At 72.8% G+C, this 15,205-nt stretch carries 13 protein-coding genes; 8 read left to right on the forward strand and 5 right to left on the reverse strand.

The annotated features are described in order from the left end of the window. Positions 1-27 precede the first annotated feature (27 nt). Positions 28-1,119, forward strand: coding sequence for a mannose-1-phosphate guanylyltransferase (locus tag WHN02_RS09315; RefSeq protein WP_434742965.1), 1,092 nt, complete (start codon positions 28-30; stop codon positions 1,117-1,119). A 49-nt stretch (positions 1,120-1,168) separates the two neighbouring features. On the opposite strand, the gene WHN02_RS09320 is transcribed toward WHN02_RS09315, so the two are convergent. After that, positions 1,169-2,269, reverse strand: a complete 1,101-nt coding sequence (locus WHN02_RS09320) for a coenzyme F420-0:L-glutamate ligase (protein WP_434742966.1) — start codon at positions 2,267-2,269, stop codon at positions 1,169-1,171. Beyond that, positions 2,266-3,246, reverse strand: coding sequence for a 2-phospho-L-lactate transferase (gene cofD / locus WHN02_RS09325; RefSeq protein WP_434742967.1), 981 nt, complete (start codon positions 3,244-3,246; stop codon positions 2,266-2,268). The genes WHN02_RS09320 and cofD overlap by 4 nt, the downstream gene beginning before the upstream one ends. Before the next feature lie 101 nt (positions 3,247-3,347). Between cofD and WHN02_RS09330 the strand changes: the two genes are divergently transcribed. From WHN02_RS09330 to WHN02_RS09340, 3 genes are all read left to right on the forward strand, one after another. After that, positions 3,348-4,652 carry a hypothetical protein gene (locus WHN02_RS09330; protein WP_434742968.1) on the forward strand — a complete coding sequence of 435 codons (1,305 nt, stop codon included), beginning with the start codon at positions 3,348-3,350 and terminating at the stop codon, positions 4,650-4,652. A 123-nt stretch (positions 4,653-4,775) separates the two neighbouring features. Further along, positions 4,776-7,337, forward strand: a complete 2,562-nt coding sequence (locus tag WHN02_RS09335) for a bifunctional FO biosynthesis protein CofGH (RefSeq protein WP_434742969.1) — start codon at positions 4,776-4,778, stop codon at positions 7,335-7,337. A 509-nt stretch (positions 7,338-7,846) separates the two neighbouring features. Continuing rightward, positions 7,847-8,104 (forward strand): WhiB family transcriptional regulator, encoded by a 258-nt coding sequence (locus tag WHN02_RS09340; RefSeq protein WP_007455784.1) that lies wholly within the window; start codon positions 7,847-7,849, stop codon positions 8,102-8,104. Positions 8,105-8,252: 148 nt separating this feature from the next. Here the strand turns inward: WHN02_RS09340 and WHN02_RS09345 are convergent, their stop codons facing one another. After that, positions 8,253-8,702: a metallopeptidase family protein gene (locus WHN02_RS09345; protein ID WP_350898204.1), complete on the reverse strand. Its 450-nt coding sequence runs from the start codon at positions 8,700-8,702 to the stop codon at positions 8,253-8,255. Between the two features lie 160 nt (positions 8,703-8,862). On the opposite strand from WHN02_RS09345, the gene WHN02_RS09350 reads away from it, so the two are divergent. Together WHN02_RS09350 and WHN02_RS09355 are read left to right on the forward strand one after the other, a co-directional pair. Further along, on the forward strand, positions 8,863-9,231 hold the full coding sequence (locus WHN02_RS09350; RefSeq protein WP_350898203.1) for a DUF3499 domain-containing protein: 369 nt from the start codon (positions 8,863-8,865) through the stop codon (positions 9,229-9,231). Between the two features lie 106 nt (positions 9,232-9,337). After that, on the forward strand, positions 9,338-10,087 hold the full coding sequence (locus tag WHN02_RS09355) for a GNAT family N-acetyltransferase (RefSeq protein WP_434742970.1): 750 nt from the start codon (positions 9,338-9,340) through the stop codon (positions 10,085-10,087). Positions 10,088-10,114: 27 nt separating this feature from the next. On the opposite strand, the gene WHN02_RS09360 is transcribed toward WHN02_RS09355, so the two are convergent. Both WHN02_RS09360 and WHN02_RS09365 read right to left on the reverse strand, forming a co-directional pair. Continuing rightward, on the reverse strand, positions 10,115-13,018 hold the full coding sequence (locus WHN02_RS09360; RefSeq protein WP_434742971.1) for a hypothetical protein: 2,904 nt from the start codon (positions 13,016-13,018) through the stop codon (positions 10,115-10,117). Between the two features lie 109 nt (positions 13,019-13,127). Next, positions 13,128-14,360 carry an SUKH-3 domain-containing protein gene (locus WHN02_RS09365; protein ID WP_434742972.1) on the reverse strand — a complete coding sequence of 411 codons (1,233 nt, stop codon included), beginning with the start codon at positions 14,358-14,360 and terminating at the stop codon, positions 13,128-13,130. An 80-nt stretch (positions 14,361-14,440) separates the two neighbouring features. Here WHN02_RS09365 and WHN02_RS09370 point away from each other — a divergent pair, with 80 nt between their 5' ends. Next, positions 14,441-14,863 (forward strand): YbaB/EbfC family nucleoid-associated protein, encoded by a 423-nt coding sequence (locus WHN02_RS09370; RefSeq protein ID WP_434742973.1) that lies wholly within the window; start codon positions 14,441-14,443, stop codon positions 14,861-14,863. Next, positions 14,856-15,191 (forward strand): hypothetical protein, encoded by a 336-nt coding sequence (locus WHN02_RS09375; RefSeq protein WP_434742974.1) that lies wholly within the window; start codon positions 14,856-14,858, stop codon positions 15,189-15,191. The genes WHN02_RS09370 and WHN02_RS09375 overlap by 8 nt, the downstream gene beginning before the upstream one ends. The last annotated feature ends 14 nt before the right edge of the window (positions 15,192-15,205 follow it).

A 15,205-nucleotide genomic window follows, 5' to 3' on the forward strand; every position in this document is an offset into this window, starting at 1 on the left:
CCGTGGCGGTTCGGGCATGATGTGGTGATGCTCTACGCCGTCATTCCGGCGGGGGGTAGCGGCACACGTCTGTGGCCGCTGTCCCGTGCCGGCCACCCCAAGTTCCTCCACCCGCTCACCGGCACCTCGGCCTCGCTGCTCCAGGCGACTGTCGACCGGTTGGCCCCGCTGACCACGCCCGAGCGCACGCTGGTGGTGACCGGGGCGGCGCACGCCGCATCGGTGGCCCGACAGCTGACCGGGCTGCCCGAGCAGAACATCCTGGTGGAGCCCTCCCCACGGGACTCCTGCGCCGCCATCGCCCTGGCCGCCGGGGTCATCGCGCTGCGCGACCCGAAGGCGGTGATGGGTTCCTTCGCCGCCGACCACCTGATCGGGGACCCGCAACGATGGGCGGAGACCGTCCGGGAGGCCGTACGCGGAGCCGAGCAGGGGCTGCTGATGACGGTCGGGATCACCCCGACCCGCCCGGAGACCGGGTACGGCTACCTGGAGACCGGTGACCCGACCGGTGACGGTCCACTCCGGCCGGTGGCCGAGTTCAAGGAGAAGCCGGCAGCCGAGGTGGCCGAGGCGTACCTCCGCTCCGGGCGGCACCTCTGGAACGCCAGCATGTTCGTCTGGCGGGTGGACGTCTTCCTGGCCGAACTGGCCCGTCAGCAGCCCGCCCTCTACACCGGCATCACCGCGATCGCCGCCGCCTGGGGCACCCCGGAGCAGGACGAGGTCCTGGGGACCGTCTGGCCCACCCTGCCGAAGATCTCCGTCGACTACGCGGTGATGGAGGGCGCGGCGGAGGCCGGTCGGGTGGCCACCGTCCCCGGCGACTTCGGCTGGAACGACGTGGGGGACTTCCACACCCTCGGCGACGTCCTCCCCGCCGACGCCGACGGCAACGTGGTCCTCGGTGCCGAGGGCAAGCCCGGCGTGCTGATCAAGGACAGCACCGGCCTGGTGCTGGTGCCGCAGTCCGGCCGACTGGTGAGCGTCCTCGGCCTGCACGACGTGATCGTGGTGGACACCGCCGACGCGGTCCTGGTCTGCCCCCGGGACCGGGCCCAGGACGTCAAGGCGCTCGTCGACGAGTTGAAGGCACGGGGCGAGGAGAACCTGGTCTGAGGACCCCCGGGCCGACCGGTCGACACCGGTCGGCCCGACCTCAAGCGGATCAGACGGCGAGGGCGGCGACGGCGGTGCCGTCCGCCGGAGGCGGCAGCGGTACCGACGCCACCGACTCGGCGGCCAGGGCGGTGCGGAGCCGCTGCACGTCCGCCCCGAACCGGACCAGGGCGGCGGGGGAGGTCGGGTCGGCCGGGGAGGCCAACACCAGTCGGGTCGCCCCGGTCGGCCACTGCGGCATGGTGGCGGCCAGCGTGGCGCGTACCTCGTCGTCGACCAGGGTGAAGGTGGTGCCCGGCGCGACCACCTCGGCCACCGCGGCGATCGCCCGCCGGACCGCGGCCGGGTCGGCGGCCTGCTCCGGGTCGGCCGGGACCGTCGGCCGGTCCGGCAGGACGGCCGCGGCCCGCATCCCGGCGGCCGTCGCCTCGGCGGTGCCGAGGGAGAACAGGTCGAGGGACGCGTCCCGGACCAGTGTCGCCGCGCCCGGTCCGTCGTCGCCGTCGGCCGCAGGGAGATAACCCCTGACCACCGCCACCGGCACCTGGTCGCACTTGCCCTTGACCAGCTCGGCCGCGCCCGCCAGTTCGTCCACCACCGCCATCTGGGTCAGGCTCAACTCGTTGCCGTACGGGTCGACCTCGCCCCGGTGGTCGCGCAGCGCCGACATCCCGGCCACCCCGAGCGCCACGTCGGTCAACCCGTTGCGCCACGGCCGCCCCATGGTGTCGCTGACGATGACGGCCACCTCGACGTCGTACCGGTCCCGTAGTTCGGTGCGCAGCGTCCGGGCCGAGGCGTCCGGGTCCCGGGGGAGCAGGACGAGCTGGGTCTTGGCGACGTTCGACGCGTCGATCCCGGCGGCGGCCATCACGAAACCGTGGTGCGTCTGCACGATCCTGGTCGCCCCCCGGCTGGCCACCACCCGGACCGTCTCCCCGGCCAGCACCTCGTCCCGGGCGGCGAGCCGTTCGGGACCGTCGGCGGGCACGTCGACGAGCCGTCCCTCCGCCTTCGAGATGATCTTGCTAGTGACCACCAGGACGTCCCCGTCACGCAGCCACGGTGCGGCGTTGCCGATCAGTGCCGCGAGGTCGTCGCCCTCGGACACGTCGCCGATGCCGAGCACCGGCAGGATTTCCAGTCTCACGTCAGCTCCAATGCCGCCCGTACCATCGCCGTCGTCGCGGCCTCGTCGGTCATCCGCAGAGGTGCCGCGCGAACCGTCACCTCCGGTACCACAGTCGCCGCATCCTCCTCGGCGACCAGCCATCCGTCGAGCAGCCCACCGGTGCGGCGACTGCCGTAGAGGCGACCGACCCCGGCGGCACTGCACTCCACCCCCAGCACCTCCAGGCACCGGTCGGCCATCCCCCGGATCGGGGCACCCCCGATGATCGGCGAGATCCCCACCACCCGTCCCGGTGCCTCGACGATCGCCTGCCGAAGCCCGGGTACGGCCAGCACCGGGGCGATGCTGACCACCGGGTTGCTCGGCGCGACGAGCACCACGTCGGCGGAGCCGACCGCCTCCAGGACCCCGGGAGCCGGGGTCGCCGTGTCCGCCCCGACGAAGACGAACCGGTGGGTGTCGATCCGGGCCCGGTACCGCACCCACCACTCCTGGAAGTGGATGGCCCGCTGCTCGGCGGTGGCGGTCGGCGGGGCGTCGACGTCGTGACCGGCACCGCTGACCACCGCATGGGTCTCCAGCCGGTCGTCGGTGGCGGGCAGCACCCGCACCCCCGGCTGCCACCGGGCGGCCAGCGCCTCGGTGACCGCGTGCAGGGGGTACCCGGCGTCGAGCATGGTGGTCCGGACCAGGTGCGTGGCGATGTCCCGATCGCCCAGGCCGAACCAGGTCGGCTCCGCGCCGTACGCCGCCAGCTCCGACTTGACGGTCCAGGTCTCGGCGACCCGACCCCATCCCCGGTCCGGGTCCGCCCCGCCACCCAGGGTGTACATGACGCTGTCCAGGTCGGGGCAGACCTTCAGTCCGTGCAGGCGCAGGTCGTCGCCGACGTTGACCACTGCGGTGACCTCGGCGCCGACGGCGCGGGCGTACGCCCGGACCCCGACCAGGAACCTCGCCCCGCCGATGCCGCCGGCCAGAACCACGATGTGCATGGTTCCCATCCTCGCCTACGAGACGCCATGGGCTCGGGGTCGCCGGCAGAGACTAGGCTCACGTCCGCAACCGTCCATCAACACCCTTCGAGGGGGAGCTCGTGAACAGCCCCGCCGAGCCCGCGTCACCGGACGCGCCGCAGGCCAGTCAAGCGACCAAGCCACTCCGCGAAATCGGCGCATTCGTGCTTCTCGGCGCGAACGCGGTGCTGCTGTTCATCGGCCTGATCAGGTTGCTCGCCCCGAGCCACGGGGACTTCACCACCCGCGCCGGCAGCACCTACGGCAGCTTCGTCGGGCTGGAGGCCACCGTCCTGCCGCTGCTCGCGGTGCTCCTGGCCACGCACGTGCAGCCGGTGGCGCCGAAGGCCAAACTGATCATCCAGGCGGCGCTCGGGCAGTACGCGTTCGGCGCGGTCCTCGGCGGGTTGACCTTCCTGATCTGGACGGTGGGTCGGTTGGCCGCCGCAGACGTCCTCAACGCGCTGCTCGGGGTCCTCGGCCGGGTCGCCTGGTTGGCCCTGTTCGGGTTCGCGGCGTTCCTGGTCTACCAGATCTGGCGCACCCTGTTCCCGAAGCCGGTCTCACAGCCCGGCATGTACGGCCAGCCCCAGCCCGGCTGGCCGCAGCAGCCCGGGGGTTACCCGAACCCGGGCCAGCAGGGCGGCTACCCGCAGGCCGGCCAGTACGGCTACCCGCAGTCCGCGAACCCCGCCTCGGCTCCGCCCTTCGGTGCCCAGCCGTCCTCGCCGCACTCCGGACCCCCCTTCGGTGGCCAGCAGTCCGCACCGCAGTCCGCCCCGCCGTTCGGTGCTCCCCAGTCGGCTCCCCCCTTCGGCGGGCAGCAGTCCCCGCCGCCCTCCGCCCCGCCGTTCGGTGCTCCCCAGTCGGCTCCGCCGTTCGGTGCCCAGCCGTCCCCGTTCGCCGCGCCGCAACCGCAGTCGGCTCCGCCGTTCGGCTCCCCCGCTCCGGCGACGGGTGCCCGGGCGGCCACCCCGGCCGGGCCGGAGACCCCGTCGACGGGCACCGGGTTCGGCACGCAGACCCCGTCGGCCCCGCCGTTCGGGCAGCCGCCCTCGGCCGACCCCACCCAGGCGATCCCCAGCCGTCCGGCGGACGCGAACGAGGGGTTCCAGAACCGGCCGGCGGACGCGACGGAGGCGATCCCGAGCCGTCCGGCGGACGCGACGGAGGCGGTGCAGACCCAGGCCATCCCCGGCCGTCCGGCGGATGCCACGGAGGCGGTGCAGACCCAGGCCATCCCCGGCCGCCCGGCGGATGCGACCGAGGCGGTGCAGACCCAGGCCATCCCGCCCCAGCGTGGTGACGACACGGAGGCGGTCACCGGCCGCGACGGTGACAGCGACCGTACCCAGCCGTTCACGTCGCGTACCGACCCGAACTGATCCGTCTCCCCGCCCACCGGGCGGTCCCGGGCCGACCCGCCGCCGTCGAGGTGTCGGGTCGGCGGCCGGGGCGGCGGTGGGCGGGGGCACCGTCGCGGTCCGGGCGGGCAATAGGCTGTGCGAATGGTTGATCGCACCGAGCCCGGCCCCACCGTGGAGAGCACCCGCCGTGCTCTGCGTCGGGCGGCGACCGGACGGACGCTCGACGTGGCCGAGGCCACCGCCCTGCTGGCTGCCCGCGACGACGACCTGGCGGAGCTGCTCCGGATCGCCTCGGGCGTCCGTGACGCGGGCCTGCGGGAGGCGGGCCGCCCCGGCATCGTGACGTACTCGAAGAAGGTCTTCATCCCCCTGACCCGGCTCTGCCGGGACCGCTGCCACTACTGCACCTTCGCCACGGTGCCGCACCGCCTGCCGGCACCGTTCCTGGACCGGGACGAGGTGCTCGCGGTCGCCCGCGCGGGGGCGGAACAGGGCTGCAAGGAAGCCCTGTTCACTCTCGGTGACCGGCCGGAGGAACGCTGGCCGGCGGCGCGCCGGTGGCTCGACGAGCGCGGCTACGACTCGACAGTGGACTACCTGCGGGCCTGCGCGGTCGCGGTGCTGGAGGAGACCGGGCTGCTGCCGCACCTCAATCCCGGTGTGCTCTCCTGGTCGGAGTTGCAGCGACTCAAGCCGGTGGCACCGAGCATGGGGATGATGCTGGAGACCACCGCCACCCGGCTCTGGTCCGAGCCGGGAGGCCCGCACTTCGGGTCACCCGACAAGGAGCCGGCGGTACGGCTGCGGGTGCTCGACGACGCCGGTCGGGTGGGGGTGCCCTTCACCACCGGCATCCTGATCGGCATCGGGGAGACCCCCGCCGAGCGGGTCGACGCGATCTTCGCCATCCGCCGGGCGCACCGGGAGTACGGCCACCTCCAGGAGGTGATCGTGCAGAACTTCCGGGCGAAGCCGGATACCGCGATGGGCGGGATGCCCGACGCCGAGCTGCACGACCTGGCCGCCACCGTGGCGGTGAGCCGGGTCCTGCTCGGCCCGAAGGCGCGCATCCAGGCCCCGCCGAACCTCATCGAGGGGGAGTACGACCTGCTGTTGCGCGCCGGGATCGACGACTGGGGTGGGGTCTCCCCGCTGACCCCGGACCACGTCAACCCGGAGCGTCCCTGGCCCCAGCTGGACGAGCTGGCCCGGCACACCGCCAACGCCGGTTTCACCCTGCGGGAGCGGCTCACCGTCTACCCGGAGTACGTACGGGCCGGCGACCCGTGGCTGGATCCTCGGCTGCTGCCGCACGTGCGGGCGTTGGCCGATCCGCAGACCGGGCTGGCCGTCGAGTCCGCCCGACCGGTGGGGCTGCCCTGGCAGGAGCCGGACGAGGGGTACGGCGGGCGGACCGACCTGCACGTCGACATCGACGTCACGGGACGGACCGGGGATCGGCGGGGCGACTTCGACCACGTCTACGGCGACTGGTCGGCGGTGGCCGGGCAGGCCGAGGCGAGCGGGGCGGCGGGCCGGTCGGCAGCCGGGACCGGTGCCGCGGACCTGCGGGCCGGGCTGCGCCTGGCCGCCACGGATCCGGCGGCGCTGCTGGAGCCCGGACACGGGGACGCGGCGATGGCGCTCTTCGCCGCCGACGGTCCGGCGCTCGACGAGTTGTGCCGGATCGCCGACGACGTCCGACACGACGCCGTCGGCGACGACGTCACGTACGTGGTCAACCGCAACATCAACTTCAGTAACGTCTGCTACGTGGGCTGCCGGTTCTGCGCCTTCGCCCAACGGGAGCGCGACGCCGACGCGTACCGGCTCTCGGTCGAGCAGGTCGCCGAGCGGGCGGAGCAGGCGTGGGAGGCCGGGGCGAGCGAGGTCTGCCTCCAGGGCGGGATCGACCCGAAGTTGCCGGTCACGATCTATCCCGAGCTGGTCCGGGCGATCAAGGCCCGGGTGCCGGGGATGCACGTGCACGCGTTCTCTCCGATGGAGATCGTCACCGCGGCGGCGAAGGCCGGGGTGACCGTCCGGGACTGGCTGGTCCAGTTGCGGGAGGCGGGACTGGACACCATCCCGGGCACCGCCGCCGAGATCCTCGACGACGACGTCCGTTGGGTGTTGACAAAGGGCAAACTACCGGCGGCGGCCTGGGTGGAGGTGGTCGGTACCGCCCACGAGTTGGGCATCCGGTCGAGTTCCACGATGATGTACGGTCACGTCGACCATCCTGGACAGTGGTTGGCGCACCTGCGTGTCCTGGCCGGGGTGCAGGACCGTACCGGCGGGTTCACGGAGTTCGTGGCGTTGCCGTTCGTGCACACCAACGCGCCGATCTACCTGGCCGGGATCGCCCGTCCCGGCCCCACCTGGCGGGAGAACCGGGTGGTGCACGCGATGGCGCGGCTGCTCCTGCACGGGCGGATCGACAACATCCAGTGTTCCTGGGTGAAACTCGGTGACGAGGGGTCGGCGGAGCTGCTCCGGGGCGGGTGCAACGATCTCGGGGGCACCCTGATGGAGGAGACGATCTCGCGGATGGCCGGTTCCGGCAACGGGTCGGCCCGAACCGAGGAGCAGTTGGTGGCCATCGCGTCGGCCGCCGGACGGCCGGCGCGTCGGCGGACGACCGCCTACGGACGGACACGGGCTGAGCCGAGGTCGGCCAGCGTACCGGTGAAGGGGTCCTGAGCAGCACAGACTGTCGAACTTCCGATCGCCGACCGTCCACATCGTGGACGGTGCGTGATCGTGTTCGTGGTTCGGCGAGCGTGGCGAGGGGGACCGCGTTACCCTTTCCCACCAAGAAATGTGATCTTGGTGGGTGACCGGCTCTCGCCCGCCGTCGATACCCCCGTCGACGCGCATCCCGACGGATGGTCGTCGATGGGTGTACCGGGACTGCGATGGTCGCGCCACGGGGAAAACTCGGGCAACTCGCCGAGGGGGCGTTACTCGTCCGGGGTCTGAATCGATAGGGCAGGTTGCGAGGGCCGGGCGGCTCGGATGGCCGTCCGCAGTGGTGTCAGGAGGGCAACTCCATTATCAAGTTCGGCTTGACGGCGCACGTATTACACACGTGTAATTTGAATGGGGTTGTTCACACCGAACGCAACAAATCCGGATCGGACGGACAAACACGCCTTTCGCGTGGGGGGTTGCAGCGGCGCTGGCGCCGGTGCGCGACAAGGAGGCAACTGATGGACGGCCAGTTGGAGGTGGCCGACCTGCTCGGGAACGCGCCGGAGTGGCAGGAGCGGGCACTCTGCTCGCAGACCGACCCCGAAGCGTTCTTTCCCGAGAAGGGCGGTTCGACCCGCGAGGCGAAGCGGATCTGCTCGCGCTGCGAGGTCAAGACGGAATGCCTGGAGTACGCGCTCGGCCACGACGAGCGGTTCGGAATCTGGGGCGGGCTCTCCGAGCGGGAGCGGCGCAAGCTCAAGCGGCGGGCCGCCTGAGCGAATCGGGTCGGGGCGGTGGGGGCCGCCCGACCCGGGTCACGCGGACCGGGCCCACGGGGCGTACGGAACGGCCCCGGGGGAGGGGCCCGGCACCGCGTACCGGACCGGCGACGCCGGTGAGGAGAAGCCGGTCAGGACAGGCCGGTCAGGACAGTTCGTCGGGGTCGACGCCGAGCAGGTTGGCGACCTGCTCGATGATCACATCGTGGACGAGATCGGCGAGATCCTCGCGATCCATCGCCCGGAACTCCAGCGGTCGCCGGTAGAGCACGATGCGCGGCGGCACCTCCTGCCGACCGGGGCGGCCGGGCAGCAGCCGGGCCAACGGAACCTCGCCGTCCTCCAGGACGTCGGAGTCGTACACGTTGAGATCCGGCGGAACGTCCTCGACGGCGAACTCGACCCCGGCCAACTCCTTGGCGAACCGCCGTTCCAGACTCTCGACGGTGTCGAGCACCAGGTCGTCGAAGACCTCGGCCTTGGTCCGGGCCAGCGGCACGGTCGCCGGAACCAGCCGCCCGCGCAGCCCGCGACCGTGCCGGTCCCGGTGGGTCCGTCGGCCGGAGCCGGGGCGGCGGTGTTGCGGGCTCGTCATGAGGCACAGGGTAGCCCGGTCCCGGCCCGGCCTGCGTCTGTGCCGTGCCGCTGGCGCGTTGGACCCCCATCGGCCGATGGTACGAATTGTGATCACCGTGACGGGCGTGTCGTAACGCGAACCGGTGCGCCGGACCCGGTAATGGGGATACCCTGCGCCGGTGAGGTCACCACGGCGCTGCTCCCGAAACGCCTGCCCCCGGCAAGCGGTCGCCACATTGACCTATGTCTACAACGAGTCGACGGCGGTCGTGGGGCCGCTCGCCGCGTTCGCCGAACCCCACACGTACGACCTGTGTGAGCCGCACGCCCGGAGCCTGACGGCCCCGCGCGGCTGGGACGTGGTCCGGCACGAGGGCGAGTTCGAACCGCCCCCGCCGACCACCGACGACCTGGTCGCCCTCGCCGAGGCGGTCCGGGAGGCGGCCCGGCCCGCACCCCGTCCCCCGGTCGAGGACGAGAGGACCCTCCCGCACAACCCGCAGACCGGTCGTCGGGGACACCTCCGGGTCATCCCACCCCCGCACTGACCCGAACCGACCCGGGTCGACCCGTCCCGAAGCGGCCGGTCGAGGGTTCCCTGCCGATCGCGGGATGTCCTTGCGGCCGGGTTCGCAAGGCGACGACGATGGGGTGATGACGCCCCCGGTGGTCCCCCCAGCCGACGGTCCGATCGAGGTCCGGGAACTCTCCGCCGGCCACGACGTCGAACTCCTGCACCGGGGGTACGCGGAGATCCTCCTGCCCAGCTTCCCTCCCGACCAGTTGGAGGGCGTCGACGTCATCGGCGAAGGGTTCGCCTCGGGCACCACCCACGTGGGCGTCGCGGTGGCCGACGGTCGGCTGCTCGGCATGGCGGTGGCCGACTTGTTCGACGGGGTGCTGCTGCTGAGCTACGCGGCGGCCCGTCCCGGCCTGCGCGGAGGTGGGGTGGGCAGCGCGCTGCTGACCGGGCTGCTGCCCCGCTGGCGGGACCGGACGGGTGCCGAGGTGGTGCTCGCCGAGGTCGAGGATCCCCGGCGTCACCCCGTCGGGGAGTTCGGGGACCCCCAGGCGCGGCTGCGCTTCTACCAGCGACTCGGGTTCGGGCTGCTGCCCTTCCCGTTCTTCCAACCCCGGATCCGCCCCGAGAGCCGACGGCAACACGGGATGCTGCTGATGGTGCAGACCACCGGCGTACCGGTGCGGGCATCCCTGGTCAGGACGTTCGTCACCGACTACTTCGCCGGTGCCGAAGGCGGGACGGCCGACGACGACCCCGAGTACGCCGCCCTCCTGGCCCTCCTCGACCGACAACCGGCGGAGTCGACGCCGCTCGGTGTCGAGGACCTGCACACGGTGCCGCTCCTGGCCCCGGCCGGTGAGGCCGCCGAGCCGACGGGGTGACCGACCACCCCTCGCCGGGCGGGCGGGCTACCCGTCCGCCCCCGCCCCGGTGAGGCGGTCCACCACGTCGAGTTCGGCGACCACGTCGACCTCCCACCGCTCGACGACCTCCCCCCAGTGATCGGTGAAGGCGCTGCGCCGACGCCCCAACTCCTGCGGCGACGGGCCACGCGGGAAGAGCCGGGCGGCCAGCCCCTCGACTGTCACAGTGGGGTCGGCCACGTCCGTCGTCTCCGGTGGCACGCCCCCCGCCGTGGCCTCGACCAGCGCGGCCACCAACTCCGGGCGCTGCGGACGGCCCGCCCACGAGCGGGCTCGGGCCGCCGCCCGCGCCGTGATCTCGGCGTAGAACCGGTGGGTGTACGCGTCCGGCGGGTTGACCGGTCGGTCCAGGTCGCTCGCCATCCGCTGGAAGAGGAAGGCCCGCAGCACCGCCTGGCCGTACTGGCGGGCGGCGGTCACCGGATCGTCGTCGTGCAGCAGGTCGCCGAGGAGCCGATGCAGGTTGGCCAGGAGCTCCGACTCGACCTCGCCCTCCTCCTCCCTGAGGCGACGCAGCAGGGCACCGCAGCGGCGGCACCGGGCCGACGCCGAGCGTCGGTCACCGGCGGCGAAGGCCACCTCGGCCCACTCGAAGTAGAACCAGGCCAGCACCCACGGGTCGTCGAGGTCGACGAACTCCGACTCGTTGCTGCCGTACTCCTGCTCGGCGAGGACCAGGTGCCCGTCGTACCAGTAGGTGTGCGCGGTGAACAACCGCAGGTACAGCCAGGCCCGCCGACGGACACCCTGCTCCGCCGGGGCGCCGGCCGACCGCCAGCCCCGGTGCAGACCACACAGCTCACCGATGGTGCGCAGGGCCAGCCGGGCCTGGGTCCAGTGCGCGCCGGACGGCTTGCCCGGCCCCGTCGGATAGTGGTGGTGGAACCGGGTCAACTCGTCGAACAGGTCGCGGTCCTCGGCCACCCGGACCGAACGCTGCCAACTGTCGAGCAGCTGTCGACAGAACGAGAAGTCGACGTAGACGCCCCACCACCAGAACGCTTCGAGGAACAACAGGACGAACCGGGTCCGGGCCAGGTGGCGTTCGTCGACGAGCTCGGCCGAGTGCGCCAACCACTCGGTCTCGTACGTCTGCCAGACCACGTCCTCGTACTTGAACCACGACCCGTACGCCGTGGTGGTCTTGCCCTCGATCAGCCGGATCCGGTCGTAGTAGTAGGTGGCGGCCCGCCGGTGGATCCGAAGCCACAACTCCCGTCGGAACCGGCGGACGGCCTCGGCGAGCACCGGCCGGACGAAGTCGTGCAGCCGGTACCTGTCGTCGAAGGCCAGCGGTTCGAGCAACCCCAGACTGTGGATCTGCCGGACGGCGTCACCGATCCGGCCCGGGTCGGCGGCCAGGTCCTCGCCGTCGAGGAGGATCCGCACCATCTCGACGTCGAAGCTGTGCAGGAGGGAACAGACCTCCACCACCCGCCAGGCGTCCGGGTTGCGCTCGGGGCGGATCACCGCACGGACCAGGTCGTCGATGCGGAGTTCCCCGCTCTCCGACGCCCGCAGCAGCATCCTCCGCAGTCCGGCCGGGTCCATGGCCTCGGCCGCGTTCGCCCGGATCATCTGGGTGACGAGCTTCAGCCCGTACGGGTGCCCCCCGGTGAAGTCCAGCACCGTCGAGACCAGCGCCTCGGCCGAACGCTGCCCGAAGTGGTGGGTCAGGAACGCCTGGGCCTCGGCGGTGTCGAACCGGGGCAGTTCCTGGACCAGATCCGGGTCGAACACCCGGCGACCGTGCTCGGCGTACCCGTGGGGAACCAGGGGGAGGACGACCGAGGTGCCCGGCATCCGGGCGCTGAAGGCGACGAACCACTGACCGACGGCGTCGTCGATGAGCGTCTCGAAGCCGTCCAGGATCACCACCGCCCGACGTCCCGCCAGGAAGGTACGCCAGTCGGCGAGGAACGCCTCGTCCACCCGTCGCTGTGCCCGGCGCAGCCGATCGAGGGGGTCCTCCGGGGTGGGCTGGAGGTCGACGTGGATCCTCACGTCGGAGATCCGGCCCCCGGTCCCCGCCTGGACGTCGTTGCGGACCGCGACGACGGTGCTCGCCGCGTCCTGGGTGCTCTCGGCGGCTGCGGCGAAGGTGCCGAAGTGCCCCAGGTCCCCGCCGACGAGGTCACCCAGCAGCTGGGTCGACTTGTCGAGCAGGAGCGCCGCGACCAGGACGTCGAGGGAATCCCCGTACTCCCCCCGGTACGCCTCGCTGAGGCCGTACGGCTCGGCCCTCATCTCCGGCCGGGACGGCACCACGACGACGTCCGGGAACTCCTGCCGGACCGCCGAGCGCAGCAGGCCCAGGAACGAGGTCTTGCCCATGCCGTGCCCGCCCACCACGACCAGGGTCTCGTCGCGTCCGACGGCCTCCAGGACCCGGCGTACCTGGGGATCCCGGCCGACCAGGCCGTCCACCACCCGGACACCGGTCGGGACCCGTCCGGGCGCCTCCGTCCCGGCCCGCCCCGGTCGGCCGGTCGGGAGCTGCCCGGGCGCCTCCGTCCCGGGCTGCCCCGGTCGGCCCGTCGGGGCCTGCCCCGGGTCGTCCCTCGACGGTGACGATCGGACGTGTACGTCCTCGACGAGGCCCCGGGTGCTCGCCGACACCGTGGTCGGCCCCTCGGTCTCGGGGAGCGAGACCCGGCGGACCCGTCCACCGAGCCAGGCCGCCACCCGGTGCCCGGTCCGGCTCGGCCGCCCCCCACCCGTGGCGTCGTGGGTGAGGTAGGCGACCGCCACGACGAAGCTGCCGACCCCGGCCAACCAACTGGCCGCCTCGACGCCCTGTAGACCCCAGACCAGTGCGGCCGTCCCGAGGGCGAGGGTGACGACGGCGACGAGGAGCGCCCTCAGCTTCCGGGCCGGAGAAGACGGCATGGGGTCATTGTGCACCGACCAGCGATTTGCTTCGATGTGACATGTCGGCGTATGTCGGGTCCGGCCCGGTCGGGACCCGAGCCCTGTGTCGGCGACCCGACAACCGACGTCACCAGGTGCCGTCGTCGCGTACCCGGGCGGGGGCGTGACCGAGCAGCAGGGTGGTGAGAGCAGCGTCGACGTCCCCACCCAGGAACCATTCACCGCCCTGGTCCAGGGCGAAGACCCGACCGTGTTCGTCGACGGCGAGGAGGCTGTCCTCCTGCTCGGAACCGATCGGGAACAGTCGGGCCCCGATCACGGCGGCGGCGTCGGCCAGGGTGTCGGCGCTGTGCGCCACCCGGTGCGGGTGGATGCCGAACCGCGAGATCCAGACCTCCGCCCCGGGGCCGCGCCGACCCCCGACCAGTCCGGGAAAGGCGGCGAGGGTCCGGGTGGCCGCCGGGAGGGCGACGTGCCCGTGGGTCGCGCCACGGACCGCGCACACCTGCTCCACAGCGGCCGCCGCCAGCACCTCGTCGCCGAAGTGCGGTCGCCAACCCGCCGCCACCAGGGCGTCGGCCACCGGGTCGGGGAACCGCCCCGGCATCGGCGACACCTGCCGCCCCGGACGCCAGTCCTCGACGAAGGCCAGCTCCGACCAGGGCAGCAGGTCGAAGTGGACGAGGAGGGCCAGACAGGAGTCGCAGGGACGCTCGGCCGGACCGCCGGCCGGGTCGCCGGTCTCCCGGATCCGGTACGACTCGAACCGCGCCGTGCCGAACAGAAGCCGTGCCTCGTCCTGCCCCAGCGGCGGCTGTCCGGCGAGTCCGCGCCGGTGGTCGTGGTGGTGCAGGGCGTCGGAGACAGCGATCACCTCGGCGTGCCGCTCGCCCCCGCGCACCAGGTGCCCCGGGGGCAACCCGTCGAGGTAGGACCGGACCAGGGCATGGTGGTCGAGGTCGACGTCGCCCTTGACGCCGTACGCGGTGAACAGCTCGTCCTGCACCGTGAGGTGCGCGGCGACCCCGGGCGTCGGCAGCCGTCGAAGCTCCCGGAGCAGCTGGGCGGACGGGTCGACGGTGCGGGGCGGCGGACCCTGGGCGGGTCGACTCCGTCGGTACATCTGCTCGACCACGTCGGCGGGGACCCGGGGCCAGGTGGTGACCTCGCCGGACGCCCTGTCGATCACGGTCGTCGGCAGGTCGCCGGGGACCGCCCGGACGTCGGTGGAGACGGTGGAGGAGACGACGAAGCCCAGATCGAACTCGGTCACCGTCGGACTGCACTCGTGGCCGAGGCGTTGCGAGTCACGGCGGGCCCACACTGCGGCGAGCTGCTCGGCCTGCTGACGGTCGATCACCGTGCTGAAGTTACCGGACCCCACAGCTTCGTGGCGCCCGGTATGGTCTTCCCTACCTTCGGTGACGGAAGGGTGGGCTGGTGGAGGGTGTGGACCGGGACGCCAACCGTGCACTCCGGGCACGGTTCGACGATGTGTACGGACAGTATCGACAGTTGCGGTCCGGTCTGGACGAACTCCAGGGTCGGCTGGCCGAGCTGCGGGTGACCGAGCGATCCGCCGACGGGCAGGTCACCGTCACCGTCGGCGCTCGGGGTGAGGTGGTGGCCGTCGACCTCGACCCGGCCGTCTACCGGAGCAGGGACGCTCCGGCGCTGAGCCGCACCATCACGAAGACGGTGCAGGCCGCGGCGGGTGCGGCGGCGACGGCGACACAGGAGTTGATGGCCGGCTACCTGCCGGCCGGATCGGGGTCGATGGACTTCCTGCGCACCGGTGACCTCGGTGCCCTGGTGCGTCGGGCCGACGCGGCGGTCGAACGGGAGCGGGACGGCGATGGCTGACGGGCAGGTGTGGCTCGATCCCGGTCGAGCCCGGCGGGGCGGTCGGGATCTCGGACTGGCCGGGGCGGCGGTCACTGCCCGACAGCGGCAGGCGGGCGGCCGGATCGCGGCGGCGAGTGCGCAGCGACCCTGGGGACGCGACGACATCGGCGCCGCCTTCGAGCGCGGATACCGGGGCTACGAGGAGACGGTCCTGCGGGTCTGGGCCGGGCTCGGCCACCGCATCGAGGGCCTCGGTGACGAGGTCCTGCGGGCGGTGGACGCCGACCTCCGGACCGACACCGCGAGCGGCAAGCGGCTCGACCGGGTCACCGACCAGCGACGCTGACCGCCGGAGGCGTA

Origin of the sequence: Micromonospora sp. SH-82 (assembly GCF_051132485.1) — a bacterium.
Classification (GTDB): Bacteria; Actinomycetota; Actinomycetes; order Mycobacteriales; family Micromonosporaceae; genus Micromonospora.